Raw genomic sequence first — 15,343 nt, 5'->3', positions numbered from 1 at the left:
CACCCAGCAATGTCTGAGCGCACACACTTATGCTCATGAACATGTCCACGCGCACACAAGATGGGTCGGATCCCTTCGAGCACTGGCTGAGCGCGCTCGCGGAGATCGGCGAAGCCGTGGGTGGCGACGAGCCCGTCGCCGAGGTGCTCGGCCGCGTGGCCCGCACCGCGTGCACGCTGCTCGGTTACGACTTCTGCGCGGTCTTCCTCCCTGATGACGACGGTCGGGCGCTCACGATCGAAGGCTCGTATGGCCTCTCCACCGACTACATCGCCCAGGTCAACGCGAATCGTCCGATTCTGGTGGATGCCCGGGGCGACCACGAGGCGCCGACCAGCCTCGCCTACCGCAGCGGAGAGGTGGTCACTCTCGAGGACATCGAGCTGGTGCCGGATTTCACCTGGGGTGGCGTCGCCCAGGAGCAGGGCTACCGCGCGCTGATCTCGGTTCCGCTGCGGCGGTCCGGGACCGTGGTCGGTGCCCTCAACGGCTACCGCGCCGCACCCCATCGCTTCGACCGCGCCGAAGTCACCCTGGTGACCACACTCGCCACGCAGGTCGCGATCGCGCTGGGCACGGCACAGCTGCGCGCGAAGGAACAGGCGACGATTCGTGAACTCCGTCGCGCCGAGGAGATCCACACGCTGCTGACAGCCACCGCTCTGCGCGGCGAAGGCGTGTCCGGCGTGGCCACCGCGTTGTCGGAGCTCCTCGACCGCGGCGTGCTGATCGAGGACCTCTACGACGAGCCACTCGCCGACGTGAACGGGTCGGCGCTCGATCCACGCGGTGATGACCACGTCGTCGCCGAGGTGAACCTCGACGGCGACACGGTGGCGCGAATCCACGTGGCCGCGGCTGATTTTGAGCTGTCCGGGCTCGACATGCGCGCCGTCGAGCACGCCACGGTCGTCACCGCGCTCGAGCTGTTGCGGGCACGCACCGCAGCCGAGGTCGAGCAGCGGATCCGAGGGTCGTTGGTCGCCGACCTGCTCGGCGCCGACGAGGCCGGCATACCGGCGTTGCTCGACCGCGCCCGGCGCCTGGGCTGGGATCTGTCCGGTGCCCAGAGCCTGATCGCACTGCGCCCGGCCGATGAACGCACTCTGGCGGCGGCAGACCGTTTCGTCACCGGTGTGACACCGCGCCCGTTGGTGGCTCTGCATCGCGGCGACCTCGTCTTGGTCTGGCCCGCCGGCGCGGAGGTTCCGGTGCAGACCGCCGGCAGGCTGCTCGAATTCCTGCGCTCGGCAAGGATTCCCGAGACTCCGACCGCCGCGGTGTCACGTCAGGTCGCCGCGCGGGAACTGCCCGGCTGCTTCCGCACCGTCCGCGGCGCCCTCGATCTTGCCGGGGAGCGCGGCGCCCCGGCGGTGATCGACCTCGACGAACCGACCATCGACCACCTGTTGCTGCAACTCGACGACCCAGGCCGGCTGCGCGAGTTCGCGACCGCGGTGCTCGGTCGCGCGGCGGACTACGACCGCGCCCGGTCCACGGAGTTGTTGCGCACCGCCCGCGTGCTTCTCACACACGGCCTGGACAGACGTGCGGCAGCGCAGGCGCTGCATCTGCACCCGAACACCGTCGCCCAGCGAGTCCGCAGGCTGGAGGAATTGACCGGGCTGAGTCTGGCCCGGCCCGCCGATCTGCTGCAGCTCACCGCTGCCCTCACGGTCGCCCGGATCGCCTCGCTGGGCTAGCTGGAACCGGCAACGCTGGCCGCATCGATGGCCCGGTAGATGCGCTGTTCACTGACCGGCCGGGCGGTGCCGAGCTGCTGCGCCCACAGGCTCACCCGCAGCTCCTCGATCATGCGGGCGATGTCGCGCACATCGGCCGCCGCCGCGCGCGCGGGCGACAACGCCTGCCGCAGTGCGTCGTACTCAGCCTGCACCGCAGCGACGCGACCCATCCGCTCCCGGTCCGCGGCGGGAGCGGATGGCAGGCGCTCCAGCCGGCGACCGATGGCGGTCAGGTAGCGGGCCAGGTCCCCGAGTCGCGCGGCGCCGGTCGCCGCGACGAATCCCGGTGGCACCAGAGCGGCCAGCTGCGCGCGGATGTCGGCGACGGCGTCGGCCTGCATCGGCGTCGGCTTCGACGGCAGCACGACCTCGACCTCGCGCAGCGCCGAGAGCACCCGCTCCACCCGCCGCACCACATCGGCGGTGGTTTGCGCGAGGTTGGCGGTCAGCCGTTTTCGTGCAGCGGCGAATTCTTCTCTGGTCCACACCGGTACGGGCACGATGATCTGCGCGGCCGCTGCGGCACAGTCGTCGATGAGCGCCGACAGGGAGCCGTCCGGGTTGGCGCCCAGCATCAGCCGGGCGCGGGTGTCCAGGCCGCGCTCGACGTTCTTGGCCACCGACGGGCCGGCGAGCAGCAAGAGCCGCCGGCTGCCGTGCGGCATCGCGGCATCCTGTTCGGCCTTCGTGGCGAAGACCCGGATGTCCACCGCGGCGCCGGTATCCACCAGCGCGGGGTAACCACGCACCAGATGCCCTGAAGCACCTAGGTTCTCGACGACCCGCGGCAGTTCGGCGAGATCCTGCGGCCAGTCCCGCAGCCCGGTGCGCTCCAGCCCGGCGGCGACGGTGGCCGCGACGGCCTGGCGGGTGGGGGCGGCGAGCTCGCGGCGCAGTTCCGCGAGGTCCTTGCCGCGGGACACCACGGCGCCCTGGGCGTCCTCGACGGCGAACGTGACCCGCAGATGCGGCGGCACCTTTTCCAGGTCGAACGCGTCGATCGGCACGAGAATGCCGGTGCGGCGCCGCAATTCGCGCTGCACCGCATCGAGCAGCGGCCCGCTGTCGGGGCCGATCGACGCGAGCAGCGCCTTGGCGGTGTCCGGCGCGGGGACGAAGTTGCGGCGCAGGTCCTTGGGCAGCGATTTGATCAGAGCTGTGAGCAATTCCTCGCGCAGCGCGGGTACCTGCCAGGCGAAGTCATCGCCGCCGAGCCGCGCGAGCACGTCGACCGGGACATGCACGGTGACGCCGTCGTCGGCTGCACCCGGCTCGTACCGGTAGGTCAACGGAAGCGACAGGTCCCCGGCCTGCCAGGCGTCGGGCTGCTCGGCGCCGGCCTCGTTGCGCAGCAGGTCATCCCGGGTCATGGTGAGCAGATCCGGCGTGCGGTGCCGCTGCTTGCGCCACCACCCGTCGAAGTGCCGCGCCGACACCACGTCGGCGGGCACGCGGGCGTCGTAGAACGCGAAGATCTCGTCGTCGCCGGCCAGCAGGTCGCGGCGGCGGGCACGGTCCTCCAGCGCGGCGAGCTCCTCACGCAGCCTGGCGTTGTCGCGGAAGAAGTGGTGCTTGGTCTGCCAGTCACCCTCGACCAGCGCGTGCCGGATGAACAGTTCGCGCGCAACCTCGGGATCGACCTGCGCATAGCCGACCCGGCGGCGCGCCACCAGCGGCTGGCCGTAGAGGGTGACCCGCTCGTAGGCCATCACCGCACCCCGCTCGGCGTCCCAGTGCGGCTCACTGTAGCTGCGCTGCACCAGATGTCCGGCCACCCGCTCGACCGCTTCCGGCTCGATACGCGCCGCGGTCCTGCCGAACAACCTGCTCGTCTCGACCAGGTCGGCGACCACGACCCAGCGCGGCGGGCGCTTGCTGAGCACCGAACCGGGGGCGAGCACGAACCGGGCGTTGCGGGCACCCTGGTAGGTGCGCCCGTCGGTGTCACGCATCCCGATGTGCGAGAGCAGGCCTGCGGTCAGCGCGGCGTGCACCCGCGCGGGGTCGGCAGGCTCGTCGCTGGCGTCACCCTCCCGGATGCCGATGTCACGGCAGATCCCGCGCAGCTGACCGACCAGGTCCTGCCATTCCCGGATCCGCAGGTAGTGCAGGAACTCGTCGCGGCACATCCGGCGAAAGGAGCTGCCGGAGCGTCCTTTTCGCTGATCGCTCAGGTAGCGCCACAGATTCAGGTACGAGATGAAATCCGAATGCTGATCGGCGAAACGGGCATGTTTCTGCCGGGCCGCCTCCTCCTTGTCGACGGGCCGCTCCCGCGGGTCCGGGATCGACAGCGCCGCGGCCAGCACCAGCATCTCGCGCACACAGCCCTCGGCGTCGGCCTGCAGGATCATCCGGCCCAGACGCGGGTCGACCGGGATCTGGGCCAGCCGGCGTCCGATGTCGGTGAGGTGGGCCTGCTGATCGAACGCGCCGAGTTCCTGCAACAGTGCGACGCCGTCGCGGATGCTGCGAGCCTCGGGCGGGTCGAGAAACCCGAAGCCCTCGACGTCGCCGAAGCCGAGCGCCGCCATCTGCAGGATTACCGCGGCCAGATTGGTGCGCAGGATCTCCGGATCGGTGTAGCGGGGCCGGGATTCGAAGTCCTCCTCGCTGTACAGCCGGATGCAGACCCCCGGCGCGGTGCGACCGGAGCGCCCGGCGCGCTGGGCCGCCGACGCCTGCGAGATCGGCTCGATGGGCAGCCGCTGCACCTTGGTCCGACGGCTGTACCGCGAGATCCGCGCGGTTCCGGGATCGACCACGTAGCGGATGCCTGGCACCGTCAACGATGTCTCGGCGACATTGGTGGCCAACACGATTCGCCGCGCGGTCCGGCCGGGTGCAAACACCTTCTGCTGCTCGGCCGTGGGTAGCCTTGCGTACAGCGGCAGCACCTCCGTGTGGCCCGGGTCGGTCACGGCCCGCAGAGCCTCTGCGGTGTCTCGGATCTCACGCTCACCGGACAGGAACACCAGCACGTCACCGGGCGGCTCGGCCTCCAGCTCGGCGACGGCGTCGATGATCGCCTCGGTCGGGTCGCGCAACTCGGTGCGCACCACCTCGTGGTCAGGATCGTCGGGATCCTCGGAATCGTCCGCAGTGACCGGGACTTCCAGTGGCCGGTAACGGATCTCGACGGGATAGGTGCGTCCCGAGACCTCCACGATCGGCGCATCGCCGAAGAACTGCGCGAAGCGCTGCGGCTCGATCGTCGCCGAGGTCACGATCACCTTCAGGTCCGGCCGCCGGGGCAGCAACTGTCGAAGGTAGCCGAGCAGGAAGTCGATGTTGAGGCTGCGCTCGTGTGCTTCGTCGATGATCAGCGTGTCGTAGCGCAGCAGCCTGCGGTCCCGTTGCACCTCGGCGAGCAGGATCCCGTCGGTCATCAGTTTGACCAGGGTCCGGTCCGAGGCCTGGTCGGTGAACCGCACCGTGTAGCCGACCGCGTCCCCGAGCGGGGTGTCGAGTTCCTCGGCGATGCGGGCCGCGACCGTGCGCGCGGCGAGCCGGCGCGGCTGGGTGTGGCCGATGGTGCCGCGGATCCCGCGGCCGAGCTCGAGGCAGATCTTGGGCAGCTGGGTGGTCTTGCCGGAGCCGGTCTCGCCGGCGACGATCACCACCTGGTTGGCCGCGATCGCCGCGGCGATCTCGTCGCGACGCTCGCTGACGGGCAGATCCGGGTAGGTGATCTGCGGTACCGCGGCGAGCCGCGAGGCGACCAGGGCCTCCCCGGCGGTGAATTTCTCGGCGAGGCGCTGCAGTTGTTCGGCCGAGGGCTCGCGCAGCTGCCGCAGCCGCCGCTCCAGCCGCGCGGCGTCGCTGATCGTCAGACCGCCGAGGCGGGCACGCAGCGCACGCACGTCGAGTGGGGACGGATCGGGCACTCCGGCAACGATAGGCGTGCGGTCGTCATCCCGGCGCGCGGGTCGCGCGACCAGCGCGGAAAACTCAGCGCGAAGCGGTGTCCGGCGCCCAGTAGGCCAGCATCTCGGCCAACGTCTCGAACGCGGCGGTGTTCACCCCGTAGGTCGCCTCGTAATGCACGCTGAGCGGGAACCCGAGCTCGGCCACACCGTCGATGACGCGCTTGTACAACTCGACCATCATCTTGCGCCGTCCGTCGGGGTCGGTCTCGGACAGCGTCCGGACGAACTCCTGCTCCTTCTCCACGGCCGCGTTGCCCGGGTCCTGGATCAACCAGTTGATCAGGCCGACCCGGCTCTCCACTTTCGGTACGAAACCGAACGACAGCAGGATCTCGGGCCGGTGGTCGGTGGATTCGGCGAACTCCTTGAGGAATCCGACGATCGCATCCGAGTAGAGCAGCTGGGTCATGCCGTAGGTGGCGCCCCGGTCGCACTTGAAGTTGAACCGGCCGTGCTCACCCTCGCGTGTCGGGATAAGGATGACCCCGCGGTTGTCGACCACCTCGTCGAAGATCGACAGCGCGTCGGTCGGGGCCACGCCGGTGCCCTCACCGTCGTTGAGGGTGCGGGGCACTCCCACGAACGCGATGCCTTCGAAACCGCTCTCCCCGAGCAACCTCAGCCGCTTCTGCAGCGCGGACTCGTCCATGAACGCGGTGACCTGGGTGCACAGCCCCTTGATGCCGGGCAGCTCGGGTCGGATCATGTTCCAGAAGTCGAGGACGTCGAGCTTCGGCTTCATCTCGATGGGACGGTCGCCGTCCTCCTCGATCATCCCGGGGATCATGACGTGCCGGATCCGGCCGGCCAGTCCGGCTTCGGCCGAGCAGCGCAACACCTTTTCGGCGTCCTCCATGGCCTGCTCGCGACCCCGGTCCACATTGGGCGGCACGAGCTCTAAAGCGATGGTGTTCAAGCTCACAGCGTTGCTCCACATCTACGACTGTTTCTTCCCCCGGCGGCCCACCGACGTCATCGTCGTGGCCTCGCGTTCCCCCGGCCGACCGGAAAAAATCACCATACCTGGGGCGGCACCGGCGGCCCCAGTGAGCTTTCATGGGTGTAGACCGCTTATGAACATGCTGCAGAGAAACCCCCGCACCCCATCCATCCTCGTCGCAGCGCTGACCCTCCTGGCGGTGCTGACCGCATGCACCGGCATGGAGCCCGCACCGGGCACCACGACGGCGACGACCCCCACCAGCTCCCGCTCCCCGTTCGAGCCGACGACGACCAGTCCGGCGCCGGATCGGACGGGTCCGCTGCTGGCCTACCGGGCCGGCGACGAGCTCGGGATCGTCGACGGCACGACGGTGGCGGCGACGGCGCCCGGCGCGTTCGCCCCGTCCAACGACCTGATCGCCACCGAGGACGACAGGTTCGTGTTCTCCCGCACCACCGACGGACAGGTGGTCACGCTGGAGGTGGCGACGGGCAAGGCGACCACGCGCGACGTCACGGTCGGTCCGTCGCTGGGCACCGCGGGTGCGAGCGTGATCGTGTGGTGGGAGCAGCCGAACAGGTTGATGCGGCTGGATCTCGCCGACCCGGCGTCCCAGCCGGAACTGCAACAGATTGTCGATCTGCCCCCGGTGGCCAGGGTACGGCCGGGTGAGCCGCGGCTGCTGGTGGCCCGGGGCGGCACCGCGATCGTCGCGCGGGTGGAGTCGCCGCCGTCCCGCTTCGGAGGTCCGGACACGTTGTACGCAGTCCGCGGTCCGGGTGCGCCTGCGCCGCTGGGGCAGGCCGACGCGAACAGCCCGGTCACGGTGGCCCGTCTGAGCCCGGACGGGGCGACGCTGGCGTATGCGCTGTACCGCACCACCGACAGCACCTGCGGCACCGCGGCGATCGTCACGTCCGACGCCGACGGCGAGCAGGTGACGTTAGACGTGGCCGGTCCCGCCGCCGACGCCGGCTCCCGGGTCAACAAGCTGTGGTGGCCGGCGAAGGGGGAACCGAAACTCAGCCTGACCACCTGGCAGTGCGGTCAGCCGCAGACCACGCCGCCGCTGGTGTGGCAGGTGACCGGGGACCATATCGCGCAGACCACGCCGCCGACCTCGGCGCTGCAGTCCGCCGAGGTCGCCCCCGGCCAACGCGCGCTGATCCTGCCGCCCAGCGGCGTGCCGGCCAATCCGGTCGGCACGCTGGCCTTGGAGGACAGCTCCCGCCGGTTCTCGATCAAGGACGGCGTCGACGCGATCGCCGTGATCGAGCCCTCTCCGTAGGCTGGATGAGGTGAGTATCGCGCTGCAGAACCGATTCGTCGGCGAGCTTCCGGAGCTGGCGGTGCAGTGGAAGGCCGAGGAAGCCCCCCAACCGCAGCTACTGGCGTTCAACGAGCCCCTGGCCGTCGACCTCGGCCTCGATCCGGAGTGGCTGCGCGGACCCGACGGACTCGGCCTGTTGGTGGGCACCCGCGTCCCGGAGGACGCGACACCGGCCGCCCAGGCCTACGCCGGTCACCAGTTCGGCGGATACCAACCGCGGCTGGGTGACGGGCGCGCGCTGCTGGTCGGCGAGCTCGTCGACACCGCCGGGCAGCTGCGCGACCTGCACCTGAAGGGTTCGGGCCGGACACCGTTCGCGCGGGGCGGTGACGGGTTGGCCGCGGTCGGGCCGATGCTGCGCGAGTACATCGTCAGCGAGGCGATGCACGCGCTGGGCATCCCGACGACACGCGCGCTGGCGGTGGTCGCGACCGGCCGGCCGGTGTACCGCGAGACCGCGCTGCCGGGCGCGGTCCTGGCACGGGTCGCCGCGAGCCACCTGAGGGTCGGCACGTTCCAGTACGCGGCGGCGGTCTCCACGCAGCCGGACCATGCGGATCTGCTGCGCCGTGTCGCCGACCACGCCATCGCGCGGCACCACCCCGCGGCGGCCGACGCGCAACAGCCCTACCTCGCCCTGCTGGAAGCGGTCAGCGCGGTGCAGGCGCGGCTGGTGGCGCAGTGGATGCTGGTCGGATTCATTCACGGCGTGATGAACACCGACAACATGACGATCTCGGGCGAGACCATCGATTACGGACCGTGCGCGTTCATGGAGGCGTTCGACCCGGCGACGGTGTACAGCTCCATCGACAGCTGGGGTCGCTACGCGTACGGCAACCAGCCGTCGATCGCTCTGTGGAACCTCGCGCGGTTCGCCGAGGCGCTGCTGCCGCTGCTCGACGACGACACCGGCACGGCGATCGCGAAGGCCGAGGCGTCGCTGGGCGGATTCCAGGAGCTTTACGAGACAGCGTGGACCGACGGCATGCGGGCCAAGCTCGGGCTGCCCGAGGCCTCAGCCGAAGCGGTACCGGCGCTGGCGCGGGATCTGCTGACTCAGATGCAGCAGAGCCAGGTGGACCACACATCGTTCTACCGCCGGTTGGCGACGGCGGCCCGCGGAGACGCCAAGCCGGTGCGCGGGGAGTTCGTCGATCTCGCCGCGTTCGACGAATGGCTGGCGCGCTGGCGGGCGTTGGGGCCGGATCCCGAGGCGATGGACCGAGTCAATCCGGTGTACATCCCTCGCAACCATCTGGTCGAGGAGGCCTTGACGGCGGCCACCGGCGGCGACCTGCAACCGTTGCACGGGCTGCTCTCGGCCATCAGCGCACCGTTCGACGAGCGTCCCGGCTTGCAGCGCTACGCCGAGCCCGGCGAGAAGGAGTTCAGCTCCTCGTTCCGAACTTTCTGTGGAACGTGAATGCCCCGCGTAGCGTGCCTGCCATGAGCGCCAAGAGGGTCCGCCTCGGACTAGAGGACTTGCTGTTCATCTACGGCGAAACCTCGAGTTCGAAGATGCACGTCGGCGGTCTCCTGCCGTTCACTCCACCCGCCGATGCGCCGCGCGACTACCTGCGCCAGGTGATCCACGACGCCCGCCGGCTGGACGTAATGCCGCCGTGGAACCGCAAGCTGGCCAATCCGCGACTTCAGTTCAGCCCGCTGCACAGCTGGGTCGTCGACGAGGACTTCGACTTCGACTACCACGTGCGGCGCTCGGCGCTGGCCAGCCCGGGTGACGAACGCGAGCTCGGCATCCTGGTGTCCCGGCTGCACAGCAACCATCTCGACCTGACCAGACCGCCGTGGGAGCTGCATGTCATCGAGGGCCTGGAAGGTGGCCGGTTCGCGCTGTACATGAAGATCCACCACGCGCTCGTCGACGGTTACACCGCGATGCGGATGCTGGAACGCAGCCTGTCCACCGACCCGCAGACGCGGGACGCCCGGATGTTCTTCAATGTGCCCACCCCGTCGAGGAGCAGGCAGGGCGGCGACGGAGCCAGTTCCCCGAATCCGTTGACGGCCGCGCTGCGAACGCTCTCCGGGGTCGGTTCGACGGTGACGAGCGGAGTGAGCTCGGCGGTCGATCTGGCGTCGGCGCTGGTGAACACGCAGTTGCGGCGTGACGGCGACTACCGGCACATCTCGGGGTCGGCGTCGGCGCCGCACAGCATCCTCAACGCGAGGATCAGCCGCAACCGGAGGTTCGCCACCCAGCAGTACGACTTCGACCGGCTCAAGAAACTGAGCGCTCTTCACGGGGCGACGATCAACGACGTCGCTCTCACCATCATCGGCGGCGGGCTGCGTAAGTTCCTGTCCGAGCTCGACGAGCTGCCGGACAGGTCGCTGATCGCGTTTCTACCCGTGAACGTGCGGCCCAAGGGCGATGAAGGCGGCGGCAACGCGGTGGGCGCGATGCTCGCCCCCATGGGCACCGACATCGAGGACCCGGTCGAGCGGCTGTCGACGATCACGACGGCCACGCGGGCGGCCAAGACGCAGCTGCAGTCGATGTCGCCGGCCGCGATCATCGCCTACAGCGCAGCGCTGCTGGCCCCGGCCGGCGGACAGATCGCCGGTGCGCTGACCGGGGTGAGACCGCCGTGGCCGTACACGTTCAATCTTTGCGTGTCCAATGTCCCCGGACCGCGGGAGCGCTTGTACTACAACGGTTCCCGGCTGGAAGCCACCTACCCGGTGTCGATTCCGATTCACGGAATGGCGTTGAACATCACGCTGCAGAGCTACGCCGACACGGTGAACCTCGGGTTCGTCGGCTGCCGCGACCGCCTGCCGCGGTTACAACGGCTGGCCGTGTTCACCGGCGAGGCCCTCACCGAACTGGAAGCCGCCTCGGAAGGCTAAGTCCTGCGGCCTATCTCGTGGGCCGCCGCTGCACCCTGCCTCTTGAAAACCAGCACGCCGTCTCAGAAGGGTGGGGGGTCGTTGCCGTAATCGGGTGGCGGGTGCGGCTGTTGGGGTTGTTGCTCGATGAGTCGTTGGGCGGCGTTGTGTTCACGCTCGGCCTTGATGCGGGCAGCCCTGTCCGCGGCGCGGGTGCGTTGGCGTTTGGGCATCTGGACCTCGCGGCCCGACCCGGGTGGGGGTGGGGACATCGGCGGCAGGTGCGCGGTGGTGGTGTTCCAGGTCGGGAAGAACAGCCGACTGCCGGGTGTGGTGGTGTAGGTCTGCCCGGCCGGGGTGGTCCAGATGACGGTGCCATCGGGGAGTTGTTCGTCGCGCCAGCCGTGGGGGCCACCCCAGAAGGTTTTCATCAAGTGGTGAGTTCGACACTTGCAGTGCATGTTCGACGCGTGAGTGGGCCCGTAGGGGTACGGCACGACGTGGTCGATGTCGCAACGCTCGGCGGGAACACCGCATCCCGGGAAGCGGCAGAACACATCGCGGGCGCGGATGAACGCGGCCAGCTTCGCCGAGGGCTGGTAGTGCGGTTCGGGATCGGGGCCAGGCAGCCACAACGGCTTGATCAACGCTCCGGAGCGGATGGCTTCTGCCAACGCCACGACCGGCAGGACCTGAGCCCCCGCAAGCAACGCCACCCCGGAATCCTTGGCGCAGGAATCCTTGGCGCAGCAATCAAGACCGGGCTCAACAGGTTCGGCCCCGGGCCGGCTCTCGGGTTCGGACTCGTCAGGTTCGGACTCGGGCTGGGGACGTTCGGATTCGACCCTGATGTTCTGCTGTTCGCGGTCCTCGGCGGCGATCACCTGCTTTGCGGCATCAACGGCCGCCTTGTCGGCGATCACGTGAATCACCACCGGCGATTTCGCCGGGCCGCTGGCGGTGCAGGCCGAAGATCCGCACCGGCACCGCAGGTGGTCTTCGCCCCGACCGATCGCGCCCATGGCATCGGAGCGCCGCTCGCCGATGGAACGCGGATCCGCGTCACACAAACCGTTGACCAGTCGGGCAATCCGCGCCTGGTACGCCGCGGCGTCCGGCGCCAACAACAACCCCCACAGCGACGTGACCGCGTCGGGGTCCTCATGTGCCCCGATCTGCACATCCCGCTTCTTGAGGGCTTCCTTGGCGCGGCGTACCGCGTCGGGGTCGTGGCGCTCGATCACGGCGTTGATCTTGTTGACCAGTTTCTCGTCCGACAGCGGTCCCCACGTCTGGGCCTTGGCTGCCAGCGCCGCGTCAACCACGGCGATGATGTCGTCGGTGACCAGATGGGTGCGCCAGGTGATCTCCGAAATCAACCGGGCGCTCAGGCGCCCCTGCAGGTACAGGGCCGCCACCTTGGGCAGTCGGTAACGCAGCGCCGTCGCAACACACATCTGAGCCGAGGCGCGCTGCGGGCTGATCGACAAAGCGGCCCCGACCTGGCAGGCGGCGTTCTTCCACGGATCGAAGGCCCACATGCCTCGTTCGTCATCCTCATCGACCGTCAGATTCACCAACTCGGCGATCGCGGCCATCTTGCGCGCCCCGGCCCGGGCTTCCTCACGCGCAGCCTGTTCGATCGCAGCGACCAGAGCCGGCTCATCCAACCCCGCATACAATCTATCGAACATGTGTTCGATTCTACCCGTGGACTGTGACACGCCAGCGCACCAAATGCCGTCAGCCGGCGGCCCCTATCCGCGGCACGGCCGGCGACAGGCAATTGTCGCTTCTGCGCTTGGAGATCTACCGTTTCGGTGTGCTGAACGAAACGCTTGAAGAATCCGGCCTTCTCCCCAACGGACTGACCGTCGAGGCGGCGCGTGCGGAGGCCGCCCGCACGTACGAGCTCGACCGCGCCCACGTGTTCCATTCGTGGTCCGCGCAGGCCGACATCTCCCCGATGACGATCGTGGCCTCTGAGGGCTGCTACGTCTGGGACGGCGACGGCAACAAGCTTCTCGACTTCTCTTCGATGCTGGTGAACACCAACATCGGGCACCAGCACCCCAAGATCGTCGCCGCGATCGCCGAGCAGGCCGCCAAGCTGTGCACGGTCGCACCGCAGCACGCCAACGCCGCCCGCTCCGAAGCCGCACGTCTGATCGCCGAGCGCACCCCCGGCGAGCTGAACAAGATCTTCTTCACCAACGGCGGCGCCGATGCGGTCGAACATGCGGTGCGGATGGCCCGACTGCACACCGGCCGCTACAAGGTGCTGTCCCGCTACCGCTCCTACCACGGTGGCACAGAGACCGCTATCAACCTGACCGGCGACCCCCGGCGCTGGCCCAACGATCACGGCAATGCCGGCGTTGTGCACTTCTTCGGCCCGTTCCTGTACCGGTCGCAGTTCCACGCCACCACCGAAGCCGAAGAGTCCGAACGCGCGCTCAAGCACCTGCACGACACCATCCGGATGGAGGGCCCGAGCACTATCGCGGCAATCATCCTGGAGTCGATCCCCGGCACGGCCGGCATCATGGTGCCCCCGCCCGGCTACATCGCCGGAGTGCGTGAGCTGTGCGACGAATACGGCATCGTGTTCATCGCCGACGAGGTGATGGCAGGTTTCGGCCGTAGCGGAAAGTGGTTCTCCATCAACCACTTCGACGTCACGCCCGACCTGATGACGTTCGCCAAGGGGGTCAACTCCGGTTATGTGCCGCTCGGCGGCGTCGCGATCAACCCTGCGATCGCGGAGACCTTCGCCCACCGTGCGTATCCGGGCGGCCTGACCTATTCCGGGCATCCGCTGGCGACGGCGTCTGCGGTGGCGACGATCAACGCGATGGCCGACGAGGGCATCGTCGAGAACGCGGCACGCATCGGCGCCGAGGTCATCGGGCCCGGCCTGCGCGACATCGCCGCCCGGCACCGGTGTGTGGGCGAGGTGCGCGGCGCCGGCGTGTTCTGGGCGGTCGAACTGGTCGCCGACCAGGACACCCGCGAGCCCCTGGCGCCGTACGGAAGTTCAAGTGCTGCAATGAATTCAGTAATCGGCCGGTGCAAGAAGCTCGGACTGCTGCCGTTCGCGAACTACAACCGCATCCACGTGGTGCCGCCGTGCATCATCACCGACGAACAGGCCCGGGAGGGTCTGGCGATCCTGGACCACGCGCTCGAGGTCGCCGACGAGGAGCCGGGCAACAATTAGTCGAGCTCGCCGCTGATACCGCGCTCCAGTGCGGCGCGGGCCCGCTCGGGAAGCACCAGCAACCCGTCGAGCTCGCGCCGCGCCAAGCGGTAGGCCCGCTCCCGTTCCTGTTGCGTGGCAGCCGAATCCGCCGCCACCCGCAGCAGACGCTGCGCCCGCGCCAGACGTTCCTGCTCCTCTCCGGTGAATCCGGATCGTCTGCGGCGCAACGCCTCCGCCTCGGCGATGTCGAAGGCCGTGACGTATTCCTGCACCGCGGCCAGGTATTCACGCGTCGCGTCGCGGTCGTCGACCAGATCGTCGATGTCAGCGGGCCGCAGGAAGTCGGCGCGCAGCTTCGCCCGGTGGAAGCGCTCGGTGAGAGCGTCCCGCAGATCGGTCATCATCGGACAGTCCAGCAGCCTGGACATGTCGAGCTCGTACTCCAGCCAGCGGGTGTCGGTCCGGTCGTGCTCCTCGATCGCGCGACCTATCGCTCGGCGCTGCGCCGCCGCGGGATCCGGGGGTGGCGGCAGCTCGGCGGATTGACGTCCCCGCAGCGCGGCGACACCCCGGAACGCGGCATACACCGCCCCCAGCAGCGGCACCAGCACGAGCATCAGCTCGAGCAGCCTGATCACCAATCCCATTGAGCCAGCATGCCACCGCGCCGACCCGGGACGGGTGCGGTGGCAGGACGCGGCCGTCAGCGCGACCACAAATTGGGTGGTTTTGATTTCTTGATCCCCGGCAATCTTTCAGACATGCGAAACAAGACCTCAACACCCCGAATGATTGGTTCCTTTCTGTTCGCGGGCGCTGCGGCGACGGCCATCGCAACAGCGCCCCTGACCTTTGCGCAGCCGGCGCCGCCCCCATGCTTCAACCCGGACGGCACACCGTGCGTCGTGAACGGCACGGCAGGCCCCGACGGCGCCGCAGGTGCCATTCCCGGCGGCCCCGCCGGAGCGGCCGGTCCCGGTGGCGCCGCGGGCGCCATTCCCGGTGGCCCCGTAGGCGAAGCCGGTCCCGGTGGAGCCGCGGGCGCCATCCCCGGCGGCCCCGCAGGTGAAGCCGGCCCCGGCGGCGTGAGCGGCAGCACCAACCCCGGCGGCCCGAGCGGCGCAGCCGGGCCTGACGGTGCCACCGGCGCGATTCCGGGCGGCCCGTCCGGCACCGCCGGCCCCGGTGGAGCCACCGGCTGCATCCCGGGCCTCGGTTGTGCCACCATCCCCGCTCCGTGACCGCAGCGACCTGACCGGTAGCTGACACCGTCTCCTGAAAGGGCCGGGCCCGGCATGGGCCCGGCCCTTTCGTACTGTGCAGCTAACGTTGCGCAGG

10 protein-coding genes are annotated in these 15,343 nt (G+C 69.3%); 6 read left to right on the top strand and 4 right to left on the bottom strand.

The features are described from left to right. The first annotated feature begins 41 nt into the window (after positions 1–41). Positions 42–1,703 carry a helix-turn-helix domain-containing protein gene (locus ACTWP6_RS18475; RefSeq protein WP_443188453.1) on the top strand — a complete coding sequence of 554 codons (1,662 nt, stop codon included), beginning with the start codon at positions 42–44 and terminating at the stop codon, positions 1,701–1,703. On the opposite strand, the gene hrpA is transcribed toward ACTWP6_RS18475, so the two are convergent. Both hrpA and ACTWP6_RS18465 read right to left on the bottom strand, forming a co-directional pair. Next, positions 1,700–5,632, bottom strand: coding sequence for an ATP-dependent RNA helicase HrpA (gene hrpA / locus ACTWP6_RS18470; RefSeq protein ID WP_443188452.1), 3,933 nt, complete (start codon positions 5,630–5,632; stop codon positions 1,700–1,702). The two genes, ACTWP6_RS18475 and hrpA, sit on opposite strands and share 4 nt — an antisense overlap. A gap of 64 nt (positions 5,633–5,696) precedes the next feature. Next, positions 5,697–6,596, bottom strand: coding sequence for a mycobacterial-type methylenetetrahydrofolate reductase (locus tag ACTWP6_RS18465; RefSeq protein WP_313901354.1), 900 nt, complete (start codon positions 6,594–6,596; stop codon positions 5,697–5,699). Between the two features lie 157 nt (positions 6,597–6,753). Here ACTWP6_RS18465 and ACTWP6_RS18460 point away from each other — a divergent pair, with 157 nt between their 5' ends. The 3 genes from ACTWP6_RS18460 to ACTWP6_RS18450 are packed head-to-tail and all read left to right on the top strand — an operon-like array spanning position 6,754 to position 10,824. Next, positions 6,754–7,905, top strand: coding sequence for a hypothetical protein (locus ACTWP6_RS18460; protein WP_260755923.1), 1,152 nt, complete (start codon positions 6,754–6,756; stop codon positions 7,903–7,905). A 10-nt stretch (positions 7,906–7,915) separates the two neighbouring features. After that, positions 7,916–9,373 (top strand): protein adenylyltransferase SelO, encoded by a 1,458-nt coding sequence (locus tag ACTWP6_RS18455; RefSeq protein WP_443188451.1) that lies wholly within the window; start codon positions 7,916–7,918, stop codon positions 9,371–9,373. A 23-nt stretch (positions 9,374–9,396) separates the two neighbouring features. Next, positions 9,397–10,824: a WS/DGAT/MGAT family O-acyltransferase gene (locus ACTWP6_RS18450; protein ID WP_443188450.1), complete on the top strand. Its 1,428-nt coding sequence runs from the start codon at positions 9,397–9,399 to the stop codon at positions 10,822–10,824. Between the two features lie 62 nt (positions 10,825–10,886). On the opposite strand, the gene ACTWP6_RS18445 is transcribed toward ACTWP6_RS18450, so the two are convergent. Further along, entirely contained in the window at positions 10,887–12,497 is a 1,611-nt protein-coding gene (locus ACTWP6_RS18445) for a DUF222 domain-containing protein (RefSeq protein WP_443188449.1), read from the bottom strand. A 128-nt stretch (positions 12,498–12,625) separates the two neighbouring features. Here ACTWP6_RS18445 and ACTWP6_RS18440 point away from each other — a divergent pair, with 128 nt between their 5' ends. Further along, complete coding sequence (locus ACTWP6_RS18440) at positions 12,626–14,023, top strand: aspartate aminotransferase family protein (protein ID WP_260755927.1); 1,398 nt, start codon at positions 12,626–12,628, stop codon at positions 14,021–14,023. Here the strand turns inward: ACTWP6_RS18440 and ACTWP6_RS18435 are convergent. Next, complete coding sequence (locus ACTWP6_RS18435; RefSeq protein WP_260755928.1) at positions 14,020–14,652, bottom strand: hypothetical protein; 633 nt, start codon at positions 14,650–14,652, stop codon at positions 14,020–14,022. The two genes, ACTWP6_RS18440 and ACTWP6_RS18435, sit on opposite strands and share 4 nt — an antisense overlap. Before the next feature lie 114 nt (positions 14,653–14,766). Here ACTWP6_RS18435 and ACTWP6_RS18430 point away from each other — a divergent pair, with 114 nt between their 5' ends. Beyond that, complete coding sequence (locus ACTWP6_RS18430) at positions 14,767–15,246, top strand: hypothetical protein (protein ID WP_260755929.1); 480 nt, start codon at positions 14,767–14,769, stop codon at positions 15,244–15,246. The last annotated feature ends 97 nt before the right edge of the window (positions 15,247–15,343 follow it).

Source organism: Mycobacterium sp. 4D054, from assembly GCF_052245755.1.
Classification (GTDB): domain Bacteria; phylum Actinomycetota; class Actinomycetes; order Mycobacteriales; family Mycobacteriaceae; genus Mycobacterium.
This window is presented reverse-complemented; position numbering and strand designations above follow the sequence as displayed.

What these genes read in the sequence shown, in the direction of transcription:
- ACTWP6_RS18475 (WP_443188453.1), top strand. Translation starts at nt 42, where the DNA reads ATGTCCACGCGCACACAAGATGGGTCGGATCCCTTCGAGCACTGGCTG.
- ACTWP6_RS18460 (WP_260755923.1), top strand. Translation starts at nt 6,754, where the DNA reads ATGCTGCAGAGAAACCCCCGCACCCCATCCATCCTCGTCGCAGCGCTG.
- ACTWP6_RS18445 (WP_443188449.1), bottom strand. Translation starts at nt 12,497, where the DNA reads ATGTTCGATAGATTGTATGCGGGGTTGGATGAGCCGGCTCTGGTCGCT.
- ACTWP6_RS18450 (WP_443188450.1), top strand. Translation starts at nt 9,397, where the DNA reads ATGAGCGCCAAGAGGGTCCGCCTCGGACTAGAGGACTTGCTGTTCATC.
- ACTWP6_RS18430 (WP_260755929.1), top strand. Translation starts at nt 14,767, where the DNA reads ATGCGAAACAAGACCTCAACACCCCGAATGATTGGTTCCTTTCTGTTC.
- ACTWP6_RS18435 (WP_260755928.1), bottom strand. Translation starts at nt 14,652, where the DNA reads ATGGGATTGGTGATCAGGCTGCTCGAGCTGATGCTCGTGCTGGTGCCG.